Annotated in this window: 21 protein-coding genes; 8 read left to right on the plus strand and 13 right to left on the minus strand. The window is 56.1% G+C overall.

What is annotated here, in order from left to right:
* The 5 genes from QWY30_RS03425 (at window position 1) to QWY30_RS03445 (ending at window position 6,352) form a co-directional block, all read left to right on the plus strand.
* The gene (locus QWY30_RS03425) at window positions 1-510 is read left to right on the plus strand and encodes a flavin reductase family protein (protein ID WP_290238273.1); all 510 of its coding nucleotides are present in this window, start codon (window positions 1-3) and stop codon (window positions 508-510) included.
* Between the two features lie 23 nt (window positions 511-533).
* Complete coding sequence (locus QWY30_RS03430; protein WP_290238276.1) at window positions 534-1,643, plus strand: NAD(P)/FAD-dependent oxidoreductase; 1,110 nt, start codon at window positions 534-536, stop codon at window positions 1,641-1,643.
* A gap of 14 nt (window positions 1,644-1,657) precedes the next feature.
* The gene (locus QWY30_RS03435) at window positions 1,658-3,325 is read left to right on the plus strand and encodes an acyl-CoA dehydrogenase family protein (RefSeq protein WP_290238278.1); all 1,668 of its coding nucleotides are present in this window, start codon (window positions 1,658-1,660) and stop codon (window positions 3,323-3,325) included.
* A gap of 81 nt (window positions 3,326-3,406) precedes the next feature.
* Window positions 3,407-5,095 carry a thiamine pyrophosphate-binding protein gene (locus QWY30_RS03440; protein WP_290238281.1) on the plus strand — a complete coding sequence of 563 codons (1,689 nt, stop codon included), beginning with the start codon at window positions 3,407-3,409 and terminating at the stop codon, window positions 5,093-5,095.
* Between the two features lie 66 nt (window positions 5,096-5,161).
* Entirely contained in the window at window positions 5,162-6,352 is a 1,191-nt protein-coding gene (locus QWY30_RS03445; protein WP_290238283.1) for an acyl-CoA dehydrogenase, read from the plus strand.
* 57 nt (window positions 6,353-6,409) lie between these two features.
* Here the strand turns inward: QWY30_RS03445 and QWY30_RS03450 are convergent, their stop codons facing one another.
* Genes QWY30_RS03450 through fba form a run of 5 tightly spaced genes read right to left on the minus strand, consistent with a single transcriptional unit; the run spans window position 6,410 to window position 11,174 of the window.
* Entirely contained in the window at window positions 6,410-7,447 is a 1,038-nt protein-coding gene (locus tag QWY30_RS03450) for an L-threonylcarbamoyladenylate synthase (RefSeq protein WP_290238285.1), read from the minus strand.
* Window positions 7,448-7,474: 27 nt separating this feature from the next.
* Window positions 7,475-8,602, minus strand: a complete 1,128-nt coding sequence (locus QWY30_RS03455; protein ID WP_290238714.1) for a 5-(carboxyamino)imidazole ribonucleotide synthase — start codon at window positions 8,600-8,602, stop codon at window positions 7,475-7,477.
* Between the two features lie 26 nt (window positions 8,603-8,628).
* Complete coding sequence (gene purE, locus QWY30_RS03460) at window positions 8,629-9,135, minus strand: 5-(carboxyamino)imidazole ribonucleotide mutase (protein WP_290238287.1); 507 nt, start codon at window positions 9,133-9,135, stop codon at window positions 8,629-8,631.
* 38 nt (window positions 9,136-9,173) lie between these two features.
* Window positions 9,174-10,055, minus strand: coding sequence for a phosphoribosylaminoimidazolesuccinocarboxamide synthase (locus tag QWY30_RS03465; protein ID WP_290238289.1), 882 nt, complete (start codon window positions 10,053-10,055; stop codon window positions 9,174-9,176).
* A 54-nt stretch (window positions 10,056-10,109) separates the two neighbouring features.
* Entirely contained in the window at window positions 10,110-11,174 is a 1,065-nt protein-coding gene (gene fba, locus QWY30_RS03470; RefSeq protein ID WP_290238291.1) for a class II fructose-bisphosphate aldolase, read from the minus strand.
* Window positions 11,175-11,311: 137 nt separating this feature from the next.
* On the opposite strand from fba, the gene QWY30_RS03475 reads away from it, so the two are divergent.
* Entirely contained in the window at window positions 11,312-12,472 is a 1,161-nt protein-coding gene (locus tag QWY30_RS03475) for a methyltransferase (RefSeq protein ID WP_435433358.1), read from the plus strand.
* On the opposite strand, the gene mog is transcribed toward QWY30_RS03475, so the two are convergent.
* The 3 genes from mog to QWY30_RS03490 are packed head-to-tail and all read right to left on the minus strand — an operon-like array spanning window position 12,469 to window position 14,377.
* On the minus strand, window positions 12,469-13,092 hold the full coding sequence (gene mog, locus QWY30_RS03480; RefSeq protein ID WP_290238293.1) for a molybdopterin adenylyltransferase: 624 nt from the start codon (window positions 13,090-13,092) through the stop codon (window positions 12,469-12,471). The genes QWY30_RS03475 and mog overlap by 4 nt on opposite strands.
* Window positions 13,089-13,415, minus strand: a complete 327-nt coding sequence (locus QWY30_RS03485) for a chaperone modulator CbpM (protein ID WP_290238295.1) — start codon at window positions 13,413-13,415, stop codon at window positions 13,089-13,091. The genes mog and QWY30_RS03485 overlap by 4 nt, the downstream gene beginning before the upstream one ends.
* On the minus strand, window positions 13,412-14,377 hold the full coding sequence (locus QWY30_RS03490; RefSeq protein ID WP_290238296.1) for a DnaJ C-terminal domain-containing protein: 966 nt from the start codon (window positions 14,375-14,377) through the stop codon (window positions 13,412-13,414). The genes QWY30_RS03485 and QWY30_RS03490 overlap by 4 nt, the downstream gene beginning before the upstream one ends.
* Before the next feature lie 94 nt (window positions 14,378-14,471).
* On the opposite strand from QWY30_RS03490, the gene QWY30_RS03495 reads away from it, so the two are divergent.
* The gene (locus QWY30_RS03495; protein ID WP_290238298.1) at window positions 14,472-14,801 is read left to right on the plus strand and encodes a DHCW motif cupin fold protein; all 330 of its coding nucleotides are present in this window, start codon (window positions 14,472-14,474) and stop codon (window positions 14,799-14,801) included.
* On the opposite strand, the gene QWY30_RS03500 is transcribed toward QWY30_RS03495, so the two are convergent.
* The 3 genes from QWY30_RS03500 to tkt are packed head-to-tail and all read right to left on the minus strand — an operon-like array spanning window position 14,788 to window position 19,101.
* The gene (locus QWY30_RS03500) at window positions 14,788-15,990 is read right to left on the minus strand and encodes a phosphoglycerate kinase (protein ID WP_290238300.1); all 1,203 of its coding nucleotides are present in this window, start codon (window positions 15,988-15,990) and stop codon (window positions 14,788-14,790) included. The two genes, QWY30_RS03495 and QWY30_RS03500, sit on opposite strands and share 14 nt — an antisense overlap.
* A gap of 23 nt (window positions 15,991-16,013) precedes the next feature.
* On the minus strand, window positions 16,014-17,027 hold the full coding sequence (gap, locus tag QWY30_RS03505; protein ID WP_290238302.1) for a type I glyceraldehyde-3-phosphate dehydrogenase: 1,014 nt from the start codon (window positions 17,025-17,027) through the stop codon (window positions 16,014-16,016).
* A 28-nt stretch (window positions 17,028-17,055) separates the two neighbouring features.
* Window positions 17,056-19,101: a transketolase gene (tkt, locus tag QWY30_RS03510; RefSeq protein WP_290238304.1), complete on the minus strand. Its 2,046-nt coding sequence runs from the start codon at window positions 19,099-19,101 to the stop codon at window positions 17,056-17,058.
* Window positions 19,102-19,203: 102 nt separating this feature from the next.
* On the opposite strand from tkt, the gene QWY30_RS03515 reads away from it, so the two are divergent.
* Window positions 19,204-19,944: a 16S rRNA (uracil(1498)-N(3))-methyltransferase gene (locus QWY30_RS03515; protein ID WP_290238306.1), complete on the plus strand. Its 741-nt coding sequence runs from the start codon at window positions 19,204-19,206 to the stop codon at window positions 19,942-19,944.
* Between the two features lie 12 nt (window positions 19,945-19,956).
* On the opposite strand, the gene QWY30_RS03520 is transcribed toward QWY30_RS03515, so the two are convergent.
* Window positions 19,957-20,424 carry a barstar family protein gene (locus tag QWY30_RS03520; protein ID WP_290238308.1) on the minus strand — a complete coding sequence of 156 codons (468 nt, stop codon included), beginning with the start codon at window positions 20,422-20,424 and terminating at the stop codon, window positions 19,957-19,959.
* A 177-nt stretch (window positions 20,425-20,601) separates the two neighbouring features.
* Window positions 20,602-22,917, minus strand: coding sequence for an NADP-dependent malic enzyme (locus tag QWY30_RS03525; RefSeq protein ID WP_290238311.1), 2,316 nt, complete (start codon window positions 22,915-22,917; stop codon window positions 20,602-20,604).

Here is a 22,917-nt window from a genome sequence, read left to right on the forward strand (position 1 = left end):
ATGAATACGACCCCACCTTCGTTTGATTCAACGTATTTCAGAGCAGCACTCGGCAGGTTTCCAACAGGCGTCACGGTGATCACCGCTGCGGCTGAAGGTATGGCGCCTGTCGGGCTGACTGTCAGCTCGTTCAACTCAGTGTCTCTTGATCCACCTTTGGTGGTCTGGAGTCTTTCGCGTCGCTCATCCTCACTCAAGACACTTGAGCAATGCGAGCGTTATGTCATCCACGTGCTGAGCTCGGAACAAATGTCTGTCTCGCAACGTTTTGCTAGCGGAACGGCGGCTGAGCGTTTTAACGGCATGCCAATGACTCACGCACCCAACGGCTCACCAAAACTTGACCTGCAGTGTGCCGCTTGGTTTGAATGCGCCAATCATCGTCGCTACGAAGAAGGTGACCACATCATTTTTATCGGTGCGGTGGAACATTGTGCACGCACTGAATCTCTCCCCTTGGTTTACCACGCTGGAGGCTATGATCTGACCCCCGCAGGCGTGGGCAAGTAAAAGCTAGAGCACAAAGAGACATCATGAGTACAGATATTGATTGCATCGTTGTTGGAGCCGGTGTCGTCGGCCTGGCGATCGCACGCGCGCTTGCGCTTTCGGGACGCGAAGTCATGGTGGTCGAGGCCGCAGAAGGCATCGGTACCGGCACTAGCGCGCGCAACTCCGAAGTCATTCATGCAGGCATTTACTATCCTGCTGGCAGTCTTAAAGCCAAGCTCTGCGTCAAAGGTCGGCACATGCTTTATGCCTACTGCGCAGAGAAAGGCGTGGCTCACAAAAAGATCGGCAAACTCATCGTGGCGACCAGCGAAGAGGAAATCCCCAAGCTCACGGATATTCTGCAAAAAGCGCGTGTCAACGGCGTCGATGACATGGAGTTGTTGACTGCCGCTCAAGCCCAGGCGCTCGAGCCTGCGCTCTTTTGCACCGCTGCGCTTCTCTCCCCCTCAACAGGCATCATCGATAGTCATGGCTTGATGCTCGCCTATCAGGGTGATGCGGAAAATGCAGGTGCCCAGTGCGTATTTCATACGCCACTTTTGTCAGGCAAGGTTCGTCCCAACGGTGGTTTTGAACTGGAGTTTGGCGGCGCGGACGCCATGACCCTGTCTTGCAACGTGTTGATCAATGCTTCGGGTCTGCACGCCCCAACTCTGGCCAGACGAATCGAAGGGATCCCGGAATCTTCCATCCCGACCGAATATCTATGCAAAGGAAGTTACTTCACCTTGCAAGGTCGTGCACCTTTCACGCGACTCATTTATCCCACCCCGCATCATGCGGGGCTCGGTGTTCACCTCACACTCGACCTCGGCGGACAAGCCAAATTCGGGCCCGATACAGAATGGATCGACCGCGTCGACTATGACATCGACCCCAGCCGCTGCGATGGTTTCTACGAGGCGGTGCGCAGTTACTGGCCAGGCATGAAAGATGGCACATTGTCCCCTGGCTACACCGGCATACGGCCCAAGGTTTCTGGTCCCCACGAACCTGCAGCCGACTTTATGATTGTCGGACCTGCCACGCATGGCATTCCTGGCTTGGTCAATTTATTTGGTATCGAATCCCCAGGCTTGACCTCCAGTCTTGCCATCGCCGAGGAAACGCTCGCGCGCCTGAACCCTTAAGTTGGAGACTTCCCATGTCGCACCCCGTTCCTGATGCTCATGGACTGAACCTTTTTGCGGCAGACCCGGGGCGCGATTTGCTGGCCTGTTATTTGCCTCAAGACCTGCATGCCCATCTTTTGCCTCACCTGGAAAGGCTAGGAGGGCTTGCCGGATCGTTGCTGGACGATCTGGCGGGAGTCGCAGACAAACATCCACCGAGCTTATCTGTGCGCACACGCGCAGGCATTGACACCAATCAAGTCTACAAACACCCTGCTTATGTCGAGCTTGAGCGCTATGCCTACAGCGAATTTGGCCTGGCAGCGATGTCCCATCGAGGAGGCGTTCTTGGCTGGCCCACACCGATGCCTCCTGCAGCAAAATATGCGTTGACCTACTTATTTGTTCAGGCTGAGTTTGGACTCTGCTGTCCGGTGAGCATGACGGATTCTTTGGCACGGACTTTGCGCAAGTTTGGCGCACCGGACCTGATCGAGCGCGTGCTTCCCATGGTCACGACCCAGGATTTTGACGCGCTTCATCAGGGGGCCATGTTCATGACTGAACAAGGTGCGGGTTCGGATGTAAGTGCGACAGCGACCGAAGCTTCTCTCGGCGCAGACGGTCAATGGCAACTCTCTGGAGACAAATGGTTCTGTTCAAATCCCGATGCGGGGTTTGCAATGGTGCTGGCGCGCTCCGAGCCTGTCGACGGACTCAGAGGTGTCTCGCTGTTTCTCTTGCCTCGCACCAAACCCGATGGCTTACCGAACAACTATCGCATTTTGCGCTTGAAAGACAAGCTCGGCACACGCTCGATGGCGAGTGGTGAAATCCGTCTTGAAGGCGCGTTCGCTTGGCTCGTGGGTGAGCGCGGCCAGGGGTTCAAGCAGATGGCAGACATGATCAATAACTCGCGGCTGTCCAATGGCGTGCGTGCGGCAGGTCTGATGAGACGTGCCCTGACCGAGGCCCTGTATGTTGCCAAGCACCGTCAGGCTTTTGGAAAGAGTCTGAACCAAATGCCCCTGATGCAACGACAGTTGAGCAAAATGGCGATGCTGACCGAGCAAGCCCGCACCATGGTCTACCAAACTGCGCAGGCCTTGGCCGCTTCGGATGAAGACGCGTCCAAGCGTCCCCTCATGCGCATCATGACGCCACTGATCAAGTTTCGCGCCTGCCGCGACGCACGTAAAGTGGCGGGTGACGCCATGGAGGTGCGCGGAGGATGCGGCTATATCGAAGAGTGGAGTGACCCAAGAGTCTTGCGCGATGCGCATCTGGGATCGATTTGGGAAGGCACCAGCAATATCGTGGCGCTTGATGTGATCAGAGCCATCCAACGAGAGGATTCGCTTCCCGCTTTGCGCAACCATGTGGAAAAACTACTTGCGCAAGGCGCACCCGTGGCTCATCACCTCGCGGCACTTCAGGCCGAGCGAATCGAACGCGTATTTGCTTTTGCGGAGTCAGCAAGTACATCCAATACCTCCGAGCAAGCACGCCAAGTCGCCACGGCGCTCTACAACGTGGTCACCATGGCCGGTATGCGCTGGGAAGCCAAACGCGCAAATATGCCTATCCGCAGCCTTCTTGCTGACATTGTCTTGCAACATCGCCTAGCGCAACGGGATCCGGTTGCTGATCCGCTTTTGGCAGACCCTCGCTTGGTTGAATGGTTGTCCACATCACTTTAGACAACTCCTGCCTTCAGGAAATCATCCTCTCAACGGGATATGATTAGACTTATCCCTGTTCTCTATGAAAAGAAACGAAAAATGAGCCAAGCACCCTCTCCCAGCCAGCCACGTACGGGCGGTCAGATTCTCGTCGGTCAACTTGTCAGCCATGGCGTCAAGCACGTATTCTGTGTACCCGGCGAAAGCTTTCTCGCGGTGCTCGACGCACTGGTCGATGTCAGTATTGACGTCACGGTTTGCCGTCAGGAGGGTGGCGCCGCCATGATGGCGGATGCTTACGGCAAGCTCAACGGCGCGCCCGGCATTTGCATGGTCACTCGTGGTCCCGGCGCTTCCAACGCCCTGGCTGGCATCCATATCGCCAAGCAAGACTCCACTCCAATGATCGTCTTCGTTGGTCAGATCGAACGCGGCATGCGCGAGCGCGAGGCCTTTCAAGAGATGGACTATCGCGCGGTCTTTGGACAGGCTGCCAAATGGGCCACCGAGATTGATGATGCAGCGCGCATTCCCGAGATCCTGTCTCGCGCCTTTCACGTGGCGACCTCCGGTCGCCCGGGTCCCGTCGTCATTGCGTTACCTGAGGACATGCTGGTCGAGATGGCTACTGTCCCCGATGCTCCACACTACGAAGTCATCGACTCGGCCCCTGCCGCTGGTCAAATGGCTGCGCTGGCAGAGCGCCTCGCCAAGGCAAAAGCACCCGTCGCCATCTTGGGTGGCGCACGCTGGAACGCCCAAGCAGTCGAGCAATTCGCCAAGTTTGCCGAGCGTTTCAAGCTGCCCGTGGCAGTCTCATTTCGCCGTCAAATGCTTTTTCCGGCCAATCATCCCTGCTTCATCGGTGATGTCGGCATCGGCCTGAATCCAGAACTCCTCAAGCGCGTCCAAGACGCTGACCTCGTGCTGCTGGTGGGTGGCCGCATGTCGGAAATGCCCAGCCAGGCCTACACGCTCTTTGACATCCCAGTTCCTAAACAAGATCTGGTGCACGTCCACCCTGACAGTGGCGAACTCGGTCGTGTGTATCGCGCCTCGATCGCGATCAACGCGTCGCCGATCGCCTTTGCCGCCGAGCTTGCTGCACTCCCCACTCCCGCAGCGACACCCTGGGCAGCAGGCACCGAGGTCATGCATAAGAGCTACCTCGCCTGGAGCGATCCAGCCCCCATCAAAACCCCTGGTGCAGTTCAAATGGGCGGCGTGATGGAATACCTTGAGGCGCACTTGCCTGGCGACGCGATCATGACCAATGGAGCAGGCAACTTTGCGACCTGGTTGCATCGCTTTCACCGCTTTACCCAATACGGGACGCAGCTTGCCCCGACGTCTGGCTCAATGGGTTACGGATTGCCTGCCGCAGTCGGTGCCAAACGCTTTTCACCTGACAAACTTGTCGTGTGCTTTGCGGGTGATGGCTGTTTCATGATGCATGGCCAGGAGTTTGCGACAGCCGTGCAGTACAACCTTCCAATCGTCGTTGTCATCATCGACAACGGGATGTATGGCACGATCCGGATGCATCAGGAAAAACATTACCCTGGTCGTATCTCTGCGACACAGCTTAAAAACCCTGATTTCGCGGCCTACGCGCGCGCTTTTGGCGGCCATGGTGAGCGCATCGAAAAAACCGAGGAGTTCGGACCCGCGTTCGAACGCGCAGTCGCAAGCGGCAAGCCCGCCATCTTGCATCTGCTGATCGACCCCGAGGCAATCACCCCGACCACAACCATTTCCAAGCTTAGAGCGGCTGCCCAGAAAGCCTAAGGCTTTCTGGCTCGCCAGAGCAGGTATTTTGTACAATTTTGAATAGATTTTAATTTGGAGCATGACATGGCTGAAGCCTCTTTCAACTGGGAAGACCCACTATTGCTGGATAGCCAGCTGACCGACGAGGAGCGCATGATTCGTGATGCCGCGCGCTCCTACTGTCAGGACAAGCTGGCTCCGCGCGTCCTCGAGGGTTTTCGTCACGAGAAAACTGACGTCAAGATTTTTCCTGAAATGGGTGAACTCGGTCTCTTGGGCCCCACCATTCCTGTCGAATATGGTGGCTCTGGATTGAACTACGTCAGCTATGGTCTGATTGCCCGAGAAGTCGAGCGCGTAGACTCTGGTTACCGTTCAATGATGAGCGTGCAGTCCTCGCTTGTCATGGTGCCGATCAACGAATTCGGTAGCGAAGCCCAAAAGCAGAAATATCTCCCCAAGCTTGCGCGTGGCGAATGGATTGGCTGTTTTGGCCTGACCGAGCCAAACCATGGTTCCGACCCCGCAGGTATGGAAACACGCGCAGTCAAAACTGCCAATGGCTATTCACTGACCGGCAACAAGATGTGGATTTCCAACTCCCCTATCGCTGACGTATTCGTCGTCTGGGGCAAGTGTGTCGGTGGCGATCATGACGGCCGCATTCGCGGCTTCATCCTTGAAAAAGGCATGAAAGGTTTGTCAGCTCCGGCGATTCACGGCAAAGTCGGTTTGCGCGCCTCGATCACGGGCGAAATCGTGATGGACAATGTCGAAATCAGCGATGAGCAGATGCTGCCCGGCGTGACTGGCTTGAAAGGCCCCTTTACCTGCCTGAACTCCGCACGTTTTGGTATCGCCTGGGGTGCGCTCGGAGCGGCTGAGTTCTGCTGGCACATGGCGCGTCAGTACACTCTGGATCGCAAACAGTTTGGTCGCCCACTCGCAGCCAACCAGCTGATCCAGAAAAAACTCGCCGACATGCAAACAGAAATCACACTCGGCCTGCAAGGCTGTTTGCGTCTGGGTCGCATGAAAGACGAAGGGACTGCGGCTGTCGAGATCACCTCGATCATGAAGCGCAACTCCTGCGGCAAAGCGCTCGACATCGCTCGCATGGCGCGTGACATGTTGGGTGGCAACGGCATTTCGGATGAGTTCGGTGTTGCACGTCATTTGGTCAACCTCGAAGTGGTGAACACTTACGAAGGGACTCACGACATTCATGCCCTGATTCTGGGTCGCGCACAGACGGGGATTCAGGCGTTTTTCTGATTTTTAAACGTCTTGTCAGTCTGAATTCATACGCACTCTTCGGGGTGCGTATTTTTTTTAAAAAGCTGCTGCCGCTCGACCCAATCGATCTTTGATGCCCAGCCATTCAAGGCTGTCGGGAACGTTCTCCCACACCATTTCAGCATAGCCGCCCTGATCAAGCGCACGTAAAGTTGCATACAGCGCATGGCTATACGCTGCGGGTTGTGCGGACATTGCAACCCAATCCACTCCCGGCTGGCGCGGCAATTTGTCTTGCGCCAACGAATGAGACACAAAAACAATAGGCTTGGATGGATGACGAAGGGATTGAGTCGCCGCGGCTAGCATCTCTGCTGCCGTCGCCAATCTGATGGGAGTATGCGGTGCGTAATGGGACTTCAATGCACCAGACACTCTGGGAGCGTTTGCATCGGCATCTTGAACAGCTCTGTTCAATACTGCGGCGATTTGTTGCGCCGTGATCTGTCCAGGTCGTAACAGCACAGGACCAACGCCCTGATCCAGGCGAGACAAATCCACAATCGTCGATTCGATCCCGACTTCACTCGCACCACCCTCCAAAACAGGCATCCCCTGCGCGACCAGCTCGGGGAACTCATCGCGTACATGTGAGGCTTGTGTGGGCGAGACTTGACCAAATTTATTCGCAGAGGGACCAGCGATACCGCCCTGCCCCGAGGGCTTGGCAGCCGCGAAAGCACGAATCAAACGCTGAGCCACTGGATGCGAAGGACAGCGCACACCCACGCTATCCTGGCCACCACTGACCACATCAGAGATATGCGCCGCGCGTTTGAGTATTAGGGTCAAAGGTCCTGGCCAAAAGGCATCAATCAGCGCATGTGCTTCGTCCGGAACGTGTGCGGCCCAATAGGACAAATCCGCCTCTGGTGCGATATGAACAATCACGGGATGATTGGAGGGGCGACCTTTGGCCTGATAGATCCGTTCAACGGCTTCGCGACTTTCTGCATCCGCCCCCAGTCCATAAACCGTCTCGGTCGGAAACGCCACCAGACCACCCTTGAGCAATACTTGAGCGGCCTGATTGATTTCTTGATCTGAAGAGGTGGTCGCTGAAGAGGTGGACACAGGAGTGGTCGTCACTGAACCATCGACTCAAAGTGTTGCCGAAACAGGCAATCGCAAAACCTGAACGACTTGATTGGCATGACTGACGGCATCGGCAAGCGTTGTTCCCGTGCAATTCACGTGCCCCATCTTCCGGGCACGTCGGGCCTCGCGCTTGCCATACAGATGCAAAGACGTACCGGGCACAGCTAATACGCCCGCCCAGTTGGGCTCGGCTTGCGTATCGTCGACGCCTGGATACCAGACGTCACCCAAAATATTGAGCATCACAACGGGAGCGAGTAAACGCGTGCTGCCAAGTGGCAAACCAGCCATCACCCGCGCCTGCTGTTCAAACTGACTGGTCACGCACGCGTTCATGCTGAAGTGTCCGCTGTTATGCGGACGAGGTGCGATCTCATTGACGAGCAGCTGACCATCACCCAGCACGAAAAACTCCACACACAACACACCTTCGTACTTGAGGCCGCGCGCGATCGCCAAAGCGGCTTCGGTCGCACGCGCGGTCATTGGGGCTGCCTGCATATCGACTGTCGTCACGGCGAGGATACCTTGTTCATGCACATTACATGCCACGGGAAACACGGCGCACTGACCATCGAGTCCACGCGCCAATACAACCGAAAGTTCCTGTTTGAGATCAAGCATGGCCTCGAGCACGCAAGGCACGCCACCAAATTCAGCGAACGCCTTCAAAGCTTCGTCCAGCGAACGCACACGCGCCTGACCCTTGCCGTCGTACCCCAGTCTTGCGACTTTCAAAATCCCGGGGAAAAGATGCGGTCCTGCCGCACGCAAGTCAGACTCCGCGCGAATCGCTGCATAGGGCGCCACTGCGACACCCTGACTCACGATGAATGCCTTTTCCGCAATACGATCCTGAACAATTTCGACCGCATGCGAGCCTGGTGTCACGCGACAATGCGCCGCCAGCGTCAGCAAGCTTTTCGCTGGAACATTTTCAAACTCTGTCGTCACGGCGCGGCAACGCTGCGCCAACTTGATCAGCGCGGTTTCATCATCGTAATCCGCCTGAATGTGCATATCGGCCACCGAGGCTGCCGGCCCCTCTGGCGCAGGATCCAACACGGCGACACGATAGCCCAGAGATTGCGCGGCGTGACAAAACATGCGACCCAGCTGGCCACCGCCCATCAAACCCAACCACTCACCCGGTGCGATCACAGTGGCACCCGCATCGCGCGCGCAGCCTCAGTCTGTCGTGTGCGGAAAGCGATGAGCTTTTCGCGCAACACGGCATCGGTTGTTGCCAAGTTTGCGATCACATGCAAAGCGGCATTGGCTGCGCCGGCCTCTCCGATCGCGAAAGTGGCTACGGGCACCCCCTTGGGCATTTGAACAATGGAAAGCAGCGAGTCTTCGCCACGCAAATATTTCGAAGGAACAGGCACTCCAAACACCGGCACCTCAGTGAGCGCAGCCATCATGCCTGGTAGGTGGGCAGCACCACCCGCACCTGCAATAATGCCACGCAAGCCACGTGCGGCAGCCTGGGCGCCATACTCCGCCATATCCTGCGGCATCCGGTGCGCGGAAATGACGCGTGCCTCACAAGGCACACCAAAGTCTCCCAGCATATTGACAGCATGCTGCATCACATCCCAGTCACTGGATGAACCCATGATCACGCCGACAACCGGCGCACCAGCAGAAGATAAAGAGGTCATGACAGAGCCTCGCAAATTAAAAATGGGCGGTCTGGCTGTTAAGCGGTTAACCGGTCGAGAGCTTCGCGATACTTGGCCGCGGTTTTAGCGATCACGTCCGCAGGCAGACGTGGTGCAGGCGGCGTTTTGTCCCAGACTTGCGTTTCGAGCCAGTCACGAACAAATTGTTTATCAAAAGACGGAGGACTGATGCCCTCGCGATAACCATCCGCAGGCCAGAAGCGCGAAGAGTCGGGTGTCAGCACCTCGTCCATCAAGTGCAGCGTACCATTCGCATCCAAACCAAATTCGAATTTCGTATCCGCGATTATGATGCCTTTGGTCGCGGCATAGGTTGCGGCCTCGGAGTACAAACGCAAGGTGACGTCACGAATCCTCTCGGCCATCTCCTGGCCAACTTCTTTGATCACGTGATCAAAGTCAACGTTTTCATCATGCAGTCCCATTTCAGCTTTGGCAGCTGGCGTGAAAAGCGGCTGAGGTAACTTACCAGCTTGCTTGAGACCGGCCGGTAAGCGAATCCCGCAGACCGAGCCGGTGGCCTGATAATCTTTCCAGCCAGATCCGATGAGATAGCCACGAGCGACAGCTTCGACCATGATAGGCTTGAGGCGTTTAACGACCACGGCACGGCCGATCACCTGGTCACGCTCATTCGGCGCCACAACATCCTCAGGATTGACACCTGTTGAATGATTGGGCAAAACGTGCGCAAGCTTTTCAAGCCAGAAATCGGTGAGTTCCTTGAGAACCTGGCCCTTGCCAGGAATCGGATCATCAAGGATCACATCAAAGGCAGAGATACGATCAGTCGCGATGATTAAAAGCTTGTCATCGCCTACGGCGTACATATCGCGGACTTTACCGCGCGCAAGCAACGGCAGAGATTGGATACTGGATTGATAAAGCGCTGCAGTCACAGTCGGGCCCGTCTTAAAAGGCGGGCCCGAGGCCCGCGATGAACAGAGAAATGTTTATTGCACAACCTGGGACAACTTGCCGGCTGCGTACTGAGCCGCCATGTCCTTCAGTGGCACAACCTTGATTTTGCTTGCATTGCCAGCCGTACCGAACTGCTGGTAGCGCGCGACACAGATCGCCTTGGCGGCCTCGCGTGCAGGCTTGAGGTATTCGCGTGGATCGAACTTGCCGGGATTTTCAGCAAAGAAACGGCGAATCGCACCCGTCATTGCCAAGCGGATATCGGTATCGATATTGATTTTACGCACGCCGAATTTGATGGCTTCCTGGATTTCTTCGACAGGAACACCATAGGTTTCCTTCATGTCGCCGCCAAACTGACGGATCTCAGCCAGCAGTTCCTGAGGGACGCTGGAGCTGCCGTGCATCACGAGGTGCGTATTGGGCAAACGCTTGTTGATTTCCTTGATGCGGGAGATGGACAGAATATCGCCTGTGGGCTTGCGTGTGAACTTGTAAGCGCCATGGCTCGTACCAATCGCAATCGCCAGTGCGTCGAGCTGCGTGCGACGTACAAAGTCAGCAGCCTGCTCAGGATCTGTCAGCAGCTGATCCATGGTCAGCTTGCCATCGGCACCGTGGCCGTCCTCTTTGTCGCCTTCCATGGTCTCGAGCGAGCCCAGACAGCCCAGCTCACCCTCGACTGTGACACCGAGCTTATGCGCCATATCCACGACCTGCTTGGTCACTGCGACGTTGTAGTCGTAGTCAGCAATCGACTTGCCGTCTTCTTTCAGTGAACCGTCCATCATCACACTGGAAAATCCCAGATCGATCGCGCCCTGGCAAATCTTGGGGGACTGGCCGTGATCCTGGTGCATCACAACAGGAATATGTGGATAGGACTCGACAGCAGCCTGAATCAGATACTTCAGAAAGCCTTCGCCCGCGTATTTGCGCGCACCTGCGGAGGCCTGCATGATGACAGGGCTGTCGGTCTGGGCCGCAGCTTCCATGATGGCCTGCACCTGTTCCAGGTTATTCACGTTAAACGCGGGAATGCCATAACCATGCTCGGCGGCGTGGTCCAGAAGCTGGCGCATGGAAACTAAAGCCATGAGAGATCCTTTTTTAGAGCAAAATGTCGGGGTTGTTAGGAATTTCCTGAGTATTTTACGGCAGCACGGGCGTATTTGCCCCATGCCCCGCAAAAACTCGGGTCCAAGCTCTTTTGCCCCCCTTTTGAGAAGCCTCCATGCCCCACGGCCAACCCGCCACCAGCAGTTCACCTCCAATGATTTCATGGGTCGCCGGTGAGCAAACGCTCACCTCATCTTGGCGGTCTGAAAACGGCTGGGCACCTCCAAAGAGAACCGTCTTGGCCGACGACACGCTGAGCGCTGACAGTGCTTACAGACTCGCCAGCGAAGGGGTCGGCCTGATCTGGACGGGTGATTTTCAAAACGCCAAACAGCTACTGCATGCGCTGGCTCGACGGACTGCCAAACGCCGCACCAAATACCTAGACCTGCCGTACCCGGAACGTTTCCACCAAGTCAGGCTGGCCCGCGCGCAACGCGCCCGCACCCTGGGCATGCTGTGCCTGCCTGTTGATCCCCATCACGTGCTCAAACACCGTCGCGCCCCCGATGTGAAAGCGGCCTGCCTGGCCGCCCACGGCGACACCAACAACAGCTATGTACTGCCTCTGACCGAACTGCTGGGTCTCATCAGCGCCTACGAATGGCGCAAAAACGGCATTGAGATTCCGGCATTGGGTACCCGCATTCACGCTCATTACGGAGTGTTTGCCCCAACGCGCTCCGAATATCTGGAGCTCATCGCACAAGCCCCTTTACCGCAAGGTCCAGGGATGCTTGGGCATGCTTTTGATATTGGGACAGGCACGGGCGTCATCGCGGCGCTGTTACTTCAACGCGGCCTCACCCACGTGACTGCCACCGACACACAAGTGCGCGCACTCGACTGCGCCCGAGAAAACATCGAGCGACTAGGATTGTCCTCAGGCGTGACATTCAAGCAAACGGATTTGTTTCCCGAAGGACAGGCAGATCTGATCGTGTGTAATCCGCCATGGCTGCCGGGCCGGCCGTCGTCCGGGTTGGAACATGCGATCTACGATCAAGATCAGCATATGCTCAATGGCTTTTTAGAAGGTCTGCGAGCACATCTCACCCCGCAAGGCGAAGGCTGGCTGATTTTGTCAGACCTCGCAGAGCATTTGGGTTTACGCACGAGAGAAGAATTACTGGACAAGATCAACGCCGGCGGGCTCCGGGTAAAGGAACGTCTGGATATCCGCCCAACGCATGCCAAAGCTAAAGACGACGACGATCCACTCGCCGATGCGCGTCGCCTGGAAACCACTTCGCTGTGGCGCCTGCGCGCCGCTTAAGCCGCAGGTGGTCGGCGGGCGGACTTCGGTCTGAATGCCTTGACCACAGCATCGTTGGTCTCGATATACGGACCACCAATCAGGTCGATGCAATACGGTACCGCGGCGAAGATGCCTGATGCGACCACGCTACCATCCTCACGCTTGAGCCCCTCGAGTGTTTCACTGATTGCTTTAGGCTGACCAGGCAAATTAATGATCAGCGCTGCGTGATCGTCCGTCTCTCTGAGCACAGCGACCTGGCGAGACAAAATCGCCGTGGGTACAAACTGTAAACTGATCTGTCGCATCTGCTCACCAAAACCTGGCATCTCGCGCGTCGCGACCGTTATGGTCGCTTCAGGCGTCACATCGCGACGAGCAGGTCCTGTGCCGCCTGTCGTCAGCACCAAATGACAGCGCTCCACATCAACCAACTCGACTAACGCAGCTGAAATCATGGGTGCGTCATCCTGAATCAAACGCGTGACAAATTCGATCGGAGTCGTGACGGCCTTTTCCAGCCAGGCTTGCAAGGCAGGGATTCCCTGGTCCTCGTAGACACCTTTAGACGCGCGATCTGAAACGGAAACAAGCCCGATGCGTATCGTATCGGGATGGCGACTCGTACTGGCATTCATTTTTGGTACACCTCGAGCTGCGCTCTCAACTCTCTGACTTCATTCATTAAATCAACCATCAGCGCGGCAGCATCCAGATTGACGTCAAAATCCCGCTGCACGCGCGCGATCTGACGGGCACGCGCAGCGGCGGCGCTTGCGAACAACCACTCCTCGGGGGAGGTCTCAGTCACAACCACATTTCGTTCAACGCACACCAGACCTTCGCGGACCAGAGTCACCACCCAGTCGCTGTGCTGCTCGCAGAAACAGGCCATTTCATGCAGAGAAAGGGGCGCTCCGTCGTCCACCATCACCGCCGAATAAATCGTCACCGAACTCATCCTTGTACTCCCAAATGACGACGCGGATTAAACGGCGCGGCCTTGGCCAACGCCTGATAGGCAGCCTTGGCCGCATCCGATGTCGCAGGTGGCCACACCACATCCAAGACAAGATACAAATCCCCTGCCGGCTCGCCTGGCAAGCCCTTGCCTCGCAGTCTGAGCTTGCTGCCAGGCTGACTGCCGGCGGCAATACTCACCTCGACCTCGCCTTGTAAAGTCGGCACACGCACCTGGCCACCGCACGCGGCTTCCCATGGAGCAACGGGCAGTTTCATGGTCAAGTCCCGTCCCTGCACCTGATAAATCGGATGGGGCGCAAAATGCACCGTCAAAAACAAGTCTCCCGGCGGTCCGCCTGCCTCGCCAGGCATGCCCTGGCCAGACAAACGGATCATCTGTCCTGCGCGCACGCCGACAGGGATCTTGACGCTCAACGTGCGGTTGACAAGTTGTGGGCGACCCTGGGCATCGATCTGGACCGAACGCAGGCCAAGCTCGCGCGTCGCGCCATGCAAGGAGTCTTCGAGCGAGATTTCGATATCCGCGTGGTGATCTTCACCTTTGTAAGGTTGTGCGCCAGCCTGACGCGAATCAGCACCCTGGCTGCGGCGCTGTCGCTCCGCTTGCTTGAACAAGCTGGATAAGAAATCTTGAAAATCCGCATCCCCAGGGGCATGACCATCGGCCCCCGAAAACTCGAAACCACGATCCCAGCCCGGCCCAGGTGCCCCACCCCCGGAGGATACATTCAACCTAAGCTGGTCATAGGCCGCACGCTTTTCCTCGTCGCGCAGGACGTCATTGGCTTCGTTGACCTCGCGCATGCGGGTTTCAGCGTCTTTTTCCTTGCTGACATCGGGATGGTATTTACGGGCAAGCCTGCGATAGGCTTTGCGGATGTCATCCTGCGAAGCCTCTGGCGTTAACTCAAGAATTTTGTAATAGTCTTTGAATTCCATGTGTGTGGCCGCAAAAAATGCGCCAAAAAGGTGGATATGCCTTCACAATGGGGCCAAATTCGCAAAAATACAAGTCCAACTTTCGTAAAACCTGATGCAAATCGATCATATTCCCTTTGGCACGACAGACTGGTCCACCATCCCTGCGACCGAACATCCCGGCACAACCGGCAAAGCGTTTTGGCGCACCCGGCAATTCGGCAGCATTCGGGTCAGAATGGTCGAGTACACACCCGGCTATCTTGCCGATCATTGGTGTGAGAAGGGCCATATTCTGCTCTGTCTGAGTGGGTCACTGCGAACCGAACTCAAGGATGGTCGTGTCTTCGACTTGAAACCCGGTATGAGCTACCAGGTCGCGGATGGTGCAGAACCGCACCAGTCCTCGACTCAGACTGGCGCGACGCTGTTTATTGTGGATTGACCGCGCGCTTTTGCAAAATATCCACAGCAGGCAGAGTTTTCCCCTCGAGGAACTCAAGGAAAGCACCGCCACCCGTTGAGATATAGCCGACCTTGTCGGTGATCCCAAACTTGGCTATCGCGGCAAGCGTGTCGCCGCCACCAGCGATTGAAAAACCAGCTGAATCGGCGATTGCGCGTGACACAGACTCTGTGCCTTTGGCAAAGGCTTCGATTTCAAACACACCAACTGGACCGTTCCAGACAATCGTACCGGCATTTTTCAAAATCTCTGCGAGTTGCGCGGAGGTTTGAGGACCAATATCCAGAATCAGATCATCCGCCTCGACATCTTTCGCGGACTTAGTCGTGGCCTTGGCTTGTGCTGAAAACTCTTTGGCGCAAACAACATCCACCGGAATCGGCACCGCTGCGCCGCGCGCCTGCATTTTTTGCATGACCGCGAGCGCCTGATCAACCTGATCGGGCTCGGCAAGAGACTTGCCGATGGGCAAACCTGCGGCGAGCATGAACGTGTTGGCAATCCCCCCACCCACGATCAGCTGATCGACTTTGTCAGCCAGCGACTGCAAGATGGAAAGCTTGGTTGAAACTTTGGAACCCCCAACAATCGCCACCAATGGGCGCTTGGGTGCCAACAGGGCGCGACCTAAAGCTTCGAGTTCGGCCTGCAACAAAGGTCCCGCACACGCGACTGCCGCGAACTGCGCCATGCCATGCGTGGTCGCTTCGGCACGGTGCGCGGTGCCAAAAGCGTCGTTGACATACACGTCGCACAACGCCGCCATTTTTTTGGAGAGTTCTGGATCGTTTTTCTTTTCGCCCTTGTTCACACGGCAGTTTTCAAGCAAAACAACTTGTCCAGGAGCAACTGAAACACCGTCCACCCAATTTTGTACGAGCTGTACGGGCATCCCCAACAATTCGGAGAGTCGCTTGGCAATCGGTGCCAGCGAATCTTCTGTTGTCAGCGTGCCTTCAGTCGGACGCCCCAGATGCGAGGTCACCATCACGGCAGCGCCGGCATCGAGCGCCAGGCGAATGCCGGGCACGGATGCGCGAATCCGCGTGTCTTCAGTGATGTGGCCTGCGTCATCAAAAGGAACATTCAGATCAGCGCGAATAAAGACGCGCTGGCCTTTCAGTTTGCCGGCTTGAGCGAGTGCAGAAAGAGTGTGAACGGTGGTCATGATCAGCTTATTTTTACAGGCAATTATTTAGCAGACATCAAAGCAATGGTCGTGTCGAGCATACGGTTGCTGAAACCCCACTCGTTGTCGTACCAAGAGTTCACTTTCACCAGATTGCCCGAGACCTTGGTCAAGGTTGCATCGAAGTTGCTCGAAGCGGGGTTGTGGTTAAAGTCGACCGACACCAATTGCTCGGTGTTGTAGGTCAGGATGCCCTTGAGCGGACCGGATGCAGCCGCATCTTTCAGAATGGCGTTGACTTCTTCGACAGTCGTATCGCGCTTGGCTGTGAAAGTCAGATCAACGATTGAGACGTTGATCGTGGGCACGCGCATCGCAAAACCATCCAGCTTGCCATTGAGCTCTGGCAAGACCAGGCCGACAGCCGCCGCAGCGCCTGTTTTGGTCGGGATCATGCTCATGGTGGCCGAACGTGCACGGCGCAAGTCCTCGTGGTACACGTCAGTCAACACCTGATCATTGGTGTAGGCGTGAATCGTGGTCATCAGGCCCGTCACAACACCCAGTTTTTCATGCAAAGGCTTGACCAGTGGTGCCAAACAGTTGGTGGTGCATGAAGCGTTGGAAATCACGGTGTGCTCTTTTTTGAGCACGTCCTGGTTGACACCATAGACGATCGTCGCGTCCACGTCTTTGCCGCCAGGCGCCGAGATAATGACTTTTTTAGCGCCTCCTTTGAGGTGGGCCGAAGCTTTTTCTTTGCTGGTGAAAAAGCCTGTGCACTCGAGCACCACATCGACTTTCAGGTCACCCCAGGGGAGTTCGGCTGGATTACGATTGGCCAGGACACGGATTTTGTCGCCATTGACGACCATGTAATCGCCTTCAACGCCGACGGTGCCAGGAAAGCGGCCGTGCGCGGTGTCGTATTGAGTCAGATGGGCATTGGTCTTGGGATCACCCAAATCATTGATGGCCACGATTTCGATATCGTGCTTTTTGCCACCTTCGTAGTGAGCACGCAAAATGTTGCGACCAATACGACCATAACCGTTAATAGCGACGCGAATTGTCATGAGACCAAGCTCCTAAAGTTTGGAAAATTTATAAAACGTTCTTGACTGCCTGCGCAACTTTTTCCGCAGTCAGTCCGAAATGCTTGAACAACGCGCCAGCAGGTGCCGACTCGCCGTACGTATCAATACCCACTACTGCACCTTCCAGTCCGACATACTTATGCCAGAAGGCTGTGACGCCAGCCTCGACTGCCACGCGTGGCATGCCCTTGGGTAAAACCGAAGCGCGCCAGGCAGCGTCCTGTTTGTCAAACACATCTGTGCTCGGCATGGAAACCACACGCACGGCGATGCCTTCTGCCGCCAGGAGTTTTTGTGCTTCGATGGCAAGAGCGACCTCCGAGCCGGTGGCGATAATCGCCGCCCGCGCACCCTCTGCGTCTTGCAGCACATAGCCGCCGCGAGAGACCTGCTTAAGTGTCTCAGCGCTGCGAGGCACGAAAGGAAGATTTTGTCTGGACAACAACAATGCAGTCGGTCCACCCGCATGGACATCCATGCCTATGCTGCTTGGGCGCTCGACAGCGGCCAACCAAGCGGCCATCGTCTCGACTGTGTCGCAGGGACGCCAGACAGACAGGTTGGGGATCAAACGCAAACTGCTCGCATGTTCGATCGACTGGTGCGTCGGTCCATCCTCACCTAAACCAATGGAATCATGGGTAAAAACATGGACCACGCGCTGCTTCATTAGCGCGGCCATACGCAAGGCATTACGCGAATAATCCGAGAAGGTCAGGAAGGTTCCACCAAATGGCAGGTAACCGCCATGCAGCGCCATACCATTCATGATCGCAGCCATGCCGAACTCGCGGACACCGTAATTGATATGGCGACCAAACTGAATACCATTGGCTCCGGCACGTACTGCCGCCACACCTTTCCAGTCGGTAAAGTTCGAACCCGTTAGATCGGCCGATCCGCCAAGCATTTCGGGCAAGATCTTGACCAGAGCGGTAATCGCTTGCTGAGAAGCTTTACGCGATGCGACAGTCTCGGCTTTTTCGTTAGTGGCCACGAGCAATTTTTGAGCGGTCGCTGCAAAGTTGGCAGGCAACGCACCTTTCATGCGACGCGTAAATTCAGCGGCTTCAGTGGGGAATTTAGCAGCATAGGCATCGAAGGTTTTTTGCCAAGCAGCTTGAGCCTGAGCACCCGTGGCGCGTTGATCCCAGCCCGCATAGACGGCCTGAGGAATCTCGAAGGGGGCATGGGACCAGCCGATCGCGGCACGCGTGGCAGCGATTTCGTCAGCACCGAGTGGTGCACCATGTACTTTGTCAGTACCCGCAACAGTTGGGGCGCCCTGACCGATCACCGTGCGACAAATGACAAGCGTGGGACGACCATGCTGTGCACCGAGCTTGCGAGCCTCTGCCAACGCAGTATTGACAGCCTCGACATCATGGCCATCGGCCACACGCACAACATTCCAGCCATAGGCCTCAAAACGCTTGGCGGTATCGTCGGCAAACCAGTTTTCCACTTTGCCATCGATTGAAATCCCGTTGTCGTCGTACAGCACAACCAGCTTCGACAAGCGTAACGTACCCGCCAGAGAACACACCTCGTGCGAGATGCCTTCCATCAAACAACCATCACCGACAAACGCATACGTGTGGTGGTCGACAATCGTATGGCCGGGACGATTGAATTCCGCAGCGAGCAAGGACTCAGACAATGCCATACCTACCGCATTGGCCAGGCCCTGGCCCAGAGGACCAGTGGTGGTCTCCACACCCGGGGTGATACCGACCTCGGGATGACCTGGCGTCTTGGAGTGCAGCTGACGAAACTTGCGTAGCTCTTCCATGGGCAGGTCGTAGCCCGTCAAGTGAAGTAAAGCGTAAATCAGCATTGAACCGTGACCGTTGGACAAAACAAAACGGTCGCGATTGGCCCACGCAGGATCGGCGGGATTGTGACGCAAATGTCGGGTAAACAATGCTTCGGCCATCTCGGCCATCCCCATTGGGGCTCCGGGGTGACCCGAATTCGCTTGTTGTACGGCGTCCATAGCAAGGGCGCGGATGGCGTCTGCCAGTTTGATGGGGGCGGCGATAGTTGAGCTCATGCGATGGTTCCCGGCCGGTCACTCACGGGATCAGAAAAATGGGTTACAAAACGTAGGAGTTTAGCACCCGTACATCCACCAAGACATCACCGAGCACCCTGCATGGCTGACCCCCGCTTTTACTGCCCAGAGCCGATTTCACCCCGGCAAACGCTCATTCTCCCCCCTTCGGTCGCGCACCACGTCAGGGTCAGGCGGCTTGAGGCCGGATCCACCGTGATTTTGTTCGATGGCCGCGGTGGCGAACTGCCTGGAACCCTTGATTTTCAAGGGAAAATTGCCTCTGTCACGCTTGGCGACTTACATCCAAGGGAAAGTGAGCTCGCAGGCGAACTGTGCCTGTTTCAAGGACTGCCCACGGGTGACAAAATGGACTGGGTGATCGAAAAGGCAGTCGAACTTGGCGTCAACCGTATTGTCCCAATCAGTGCGCATCGCAGCATTCTCAAACTGTCAGGTCCGAGACTGGAAAAGCGTCTGGCCCACTGGGCAGGCATCATTGAATCCGCCTCCGAACAGTGCGGTCGCAATCGGCTGATGCAGATTTCGCCTCCACAGTCGCTGGAGGAAGCCCTCAATGCGCGGACAATCGGCGAACGCTTGCTATGCGACCCCGCGGCCAGCGAAGACCTCGAAACCCGCCTCTCAAATCCGGTTTGTCAGGCGAAAACCCAGCGTGCATTAACTCTGCTGGTGGGTCCGGAGGGGGGATGGAGTCCACAGGAAATCCAGAGCTGCGAACGCAGCCAAGTGCATGCCATTCGCTTTGGTACCCGCGTATTACGCACCGAAACAGCGGGTCTGGCTTTAGTCGCCGCCGCGACGGCTTTGCTGCGCTGGTAGACTAGACAAACTTCAGGCTGGCTCATCGCTCCAGGCATTGACCTTGCCAGGCATAGCTTCGGGATGTTTGCCCGCGTGATGGATTCCGTAAATGAAGACCCGGTTGTTTTCACGGGCAAATTCAACTGCATCGTTCAAAACCTGCAAAAACTGCTCTCCATCTGTCACGATCGCGGGATCAGCGGAATGCAGATTATTGAGAATCAAAACGAAACCGCCTTCTTTTTGATCAAGAAGCGTATCGCACAGACAGTCGTATAACCCATCGAAGTCTGCGCCGAAAAACTGCGGATAGTCGACTGCTTTGACAATAGCTCGAAACACTGCCGAGCGACTGCGCGCTTTGTCGCAGTCCGCTTCGAACCATGCAAGCCCGGCGTCTTTGGCCGCAGCTGCGACCACATCCAATCCACTTTGAGGATCAAAGTCTCCACCGCGCTTGATGAGTTGTCGCAGTTTTGGCTCAAGTGTCTTACCCATACCGATGGCTCCTTCAAGCAGGCCACTCTATTGGATCACTTCATCACAGCATCACCACTGAACGAATTGTCTTAAATGATCGTTCAGTTTTTATACTGGAAATATCGCAAACAGTCACGAGAATAAAACTGTTATTTCAGACGAACGTGATGCGGTGCAAGAAAGATCATGAGCGCGTTACAACAATTTCTTTTGTAAATTGTCGTGACGCGGATCATTGGCTTCGACGACTGTGAGTGCAGTCATGTTGACGATTCGACGAACTGTCGCGCTCGTGGTGAGAATATGCACGGGCGCATTCGCTCCCAACAAGAAAGGTCCCACTGCGACGTTGCCGCCCGCAGCAGTTTTGAGCAGGTTGTAAGCGATGTTGCCAGAATCTACGTTTGGACACACCAACAAATTGGCCGCACCCTTGAGCGTCGAAGAAGGCAGGATCTTTAACCGAAGCGCCTCGTTCAGCGCGCAATCTCCATGCATTTCTCCGTCAACTTCAAGTTCGGGCTGCTGAGCACGAATCAACTCGAGCGCCTTTTGCATCTTGCTGCCGGAAGCGGAGCTGCCGGATCCGAAATTCGAGCGGGATAAAAGCGCAACCTTGGGAATCACATTCAAACGACGCATTTGATCCGCAGCCGCAATCGTGAATTCCGCGATCTGCTCAGCAGTCGGATCGTCATTGACGTGCGTATCCACCAAAGCAAGTGTCTGTTCGGGCAACAGCAGGATGTTCATCGCCGCATAGGTCGAGGCACCTGGTCGCTTGCCGATCATCTGATCGACATAACGCAAATGATCAGAGTAGCCGCTCACCGTCCCGCAAATCATGCCATCCGCATCGCCCATGCGCACCATCGTGGCACCGATCAAGGTCAGGCGACGACGCATTTCAATACGCGCCATTTCTTTCGTCACGCCATGGCGGCACATCTTTTCCCAATATGCCGTCCAGTACTGATGAAAACGTTCGTCAAACTCAGGATTGGTGACCTCGACATCTTCGCCGAGACGCAAACGCAAACCAAATTTTGTAATACGGTCCGCAAGCACCGAGGGACGCCCCACCAAAATCGGTTTGGCCAGCTTCTCATCTACAATGACCTGAACAGCGCGCAACACACGCTCATCCTCGCCTTCGGTAAACACGATTCTAGACTTGGCACCCGAACGCACGAGCGCTTTCGCCGCCGAAAACATCGGACGCATGAATGCGCCCGAACGGTACACAAACTGTTCGAGTTGTTCGACGTAAGCATCGAGATCCGCGATCGGACGCGTGGCCACACCGCACTCCATCGCGGCTTTGGCCACGGCTGGAGCGATACGCACAATCAATCGAGGATCAAAAGGCTTGGGAATAAAAGATTTTGGACCAAACGACACGTCATAGTTGCCATAAGCCGCTGCGACCACTTCGCTTTGCTCTTCCTGGGCCAGATCGCCAATCGCGATGACCGCTGCTTTTTCCATTTCACGCGTAATGGTCGTAGCACCCACATCCAATGCGCCGCGGAAAATATACGGAAAGCACAAGACGTTATTAACCTGATTAGGATAGTCGGAGCGTCCGGTCGCCATCACGATGTCGTCACGCACAGCGTGTGCGTCCGCGGGCAGGATCTCTGGATTGGGGTTGGCCAACGCCAAAATCAGCGGCCGCTTGGCCATCACCTTGACCATCTCGGGCTTGAGCACTCCGCCCGCAGACAAGCCTAGAAAAACATCGGCATCAGCGATGATGTCGCCCAATTTCCGCGCATCCGTTTTTTGAGCGAAACGCGCCTTGTCCGGATCCATCAGCGCTGTGCGTCCCTCGTAGACGACACCCTCGATATCAGATACCCAGATGTTTTTCAGCGGCAAGCCCAGGTCCACCATGAGATCCAGACACGCAAGCGCCGCGGCTCCTGCACCCGACACCACAACCTTGACCTTGTCGATGTCTTTGCCGACGACTTTCAGACCGTTGATGAAGGCAGCCGACACGCAAATCGCCGTACCGTGCTGATCATCGTGAAAAACCGGGATTCGCATGCGCTCACGCAACTTGCGTTCGACTGTAAAACACTCGGGGGCCTTGATATCCTCGAGGTTGATGCCACCAAAGGTTGGCTCCAGACCCGCAATGATTTCGACAAGCTTGTCGGGGTCCTGTTCGTTGATTTCGATATCGAACACATCGATACCGGCGAATTTTTTAAACAAAACCGCCTTGCCTTCCATGACGGGCTTGGAGGCCAATGCCCCGATATTGCCCAAGCCCAGAACTGCTGTGCCATTGGTGATCACACCGACCAGGTTGCCCCGGGCGGTGTAGCGAAAAGCATTCGCCGGATCGGAAACAATCTCCTCGCACGCTGCAGCCACACCCGGTGAGTACGCCAGTGCCAAATCCCGTTGATTGGATAGCATCTTGGTGGGCGCAATCGAGATTTTGCCTGGACGTCCCTGCTCGTGATAATCAAGAGCGGCTTGGCGAAAAGTTTTTTCCAT

The organism is Zwartia panacis (assembly GCF_030410395.1).
Taxonomy (GTDB): Bacteria; Pseudomonadota; Gammaproteobacteria; order Burkholderiales; family Burkholderiaceae_B; genus Zwartia; species Zwartia panacis.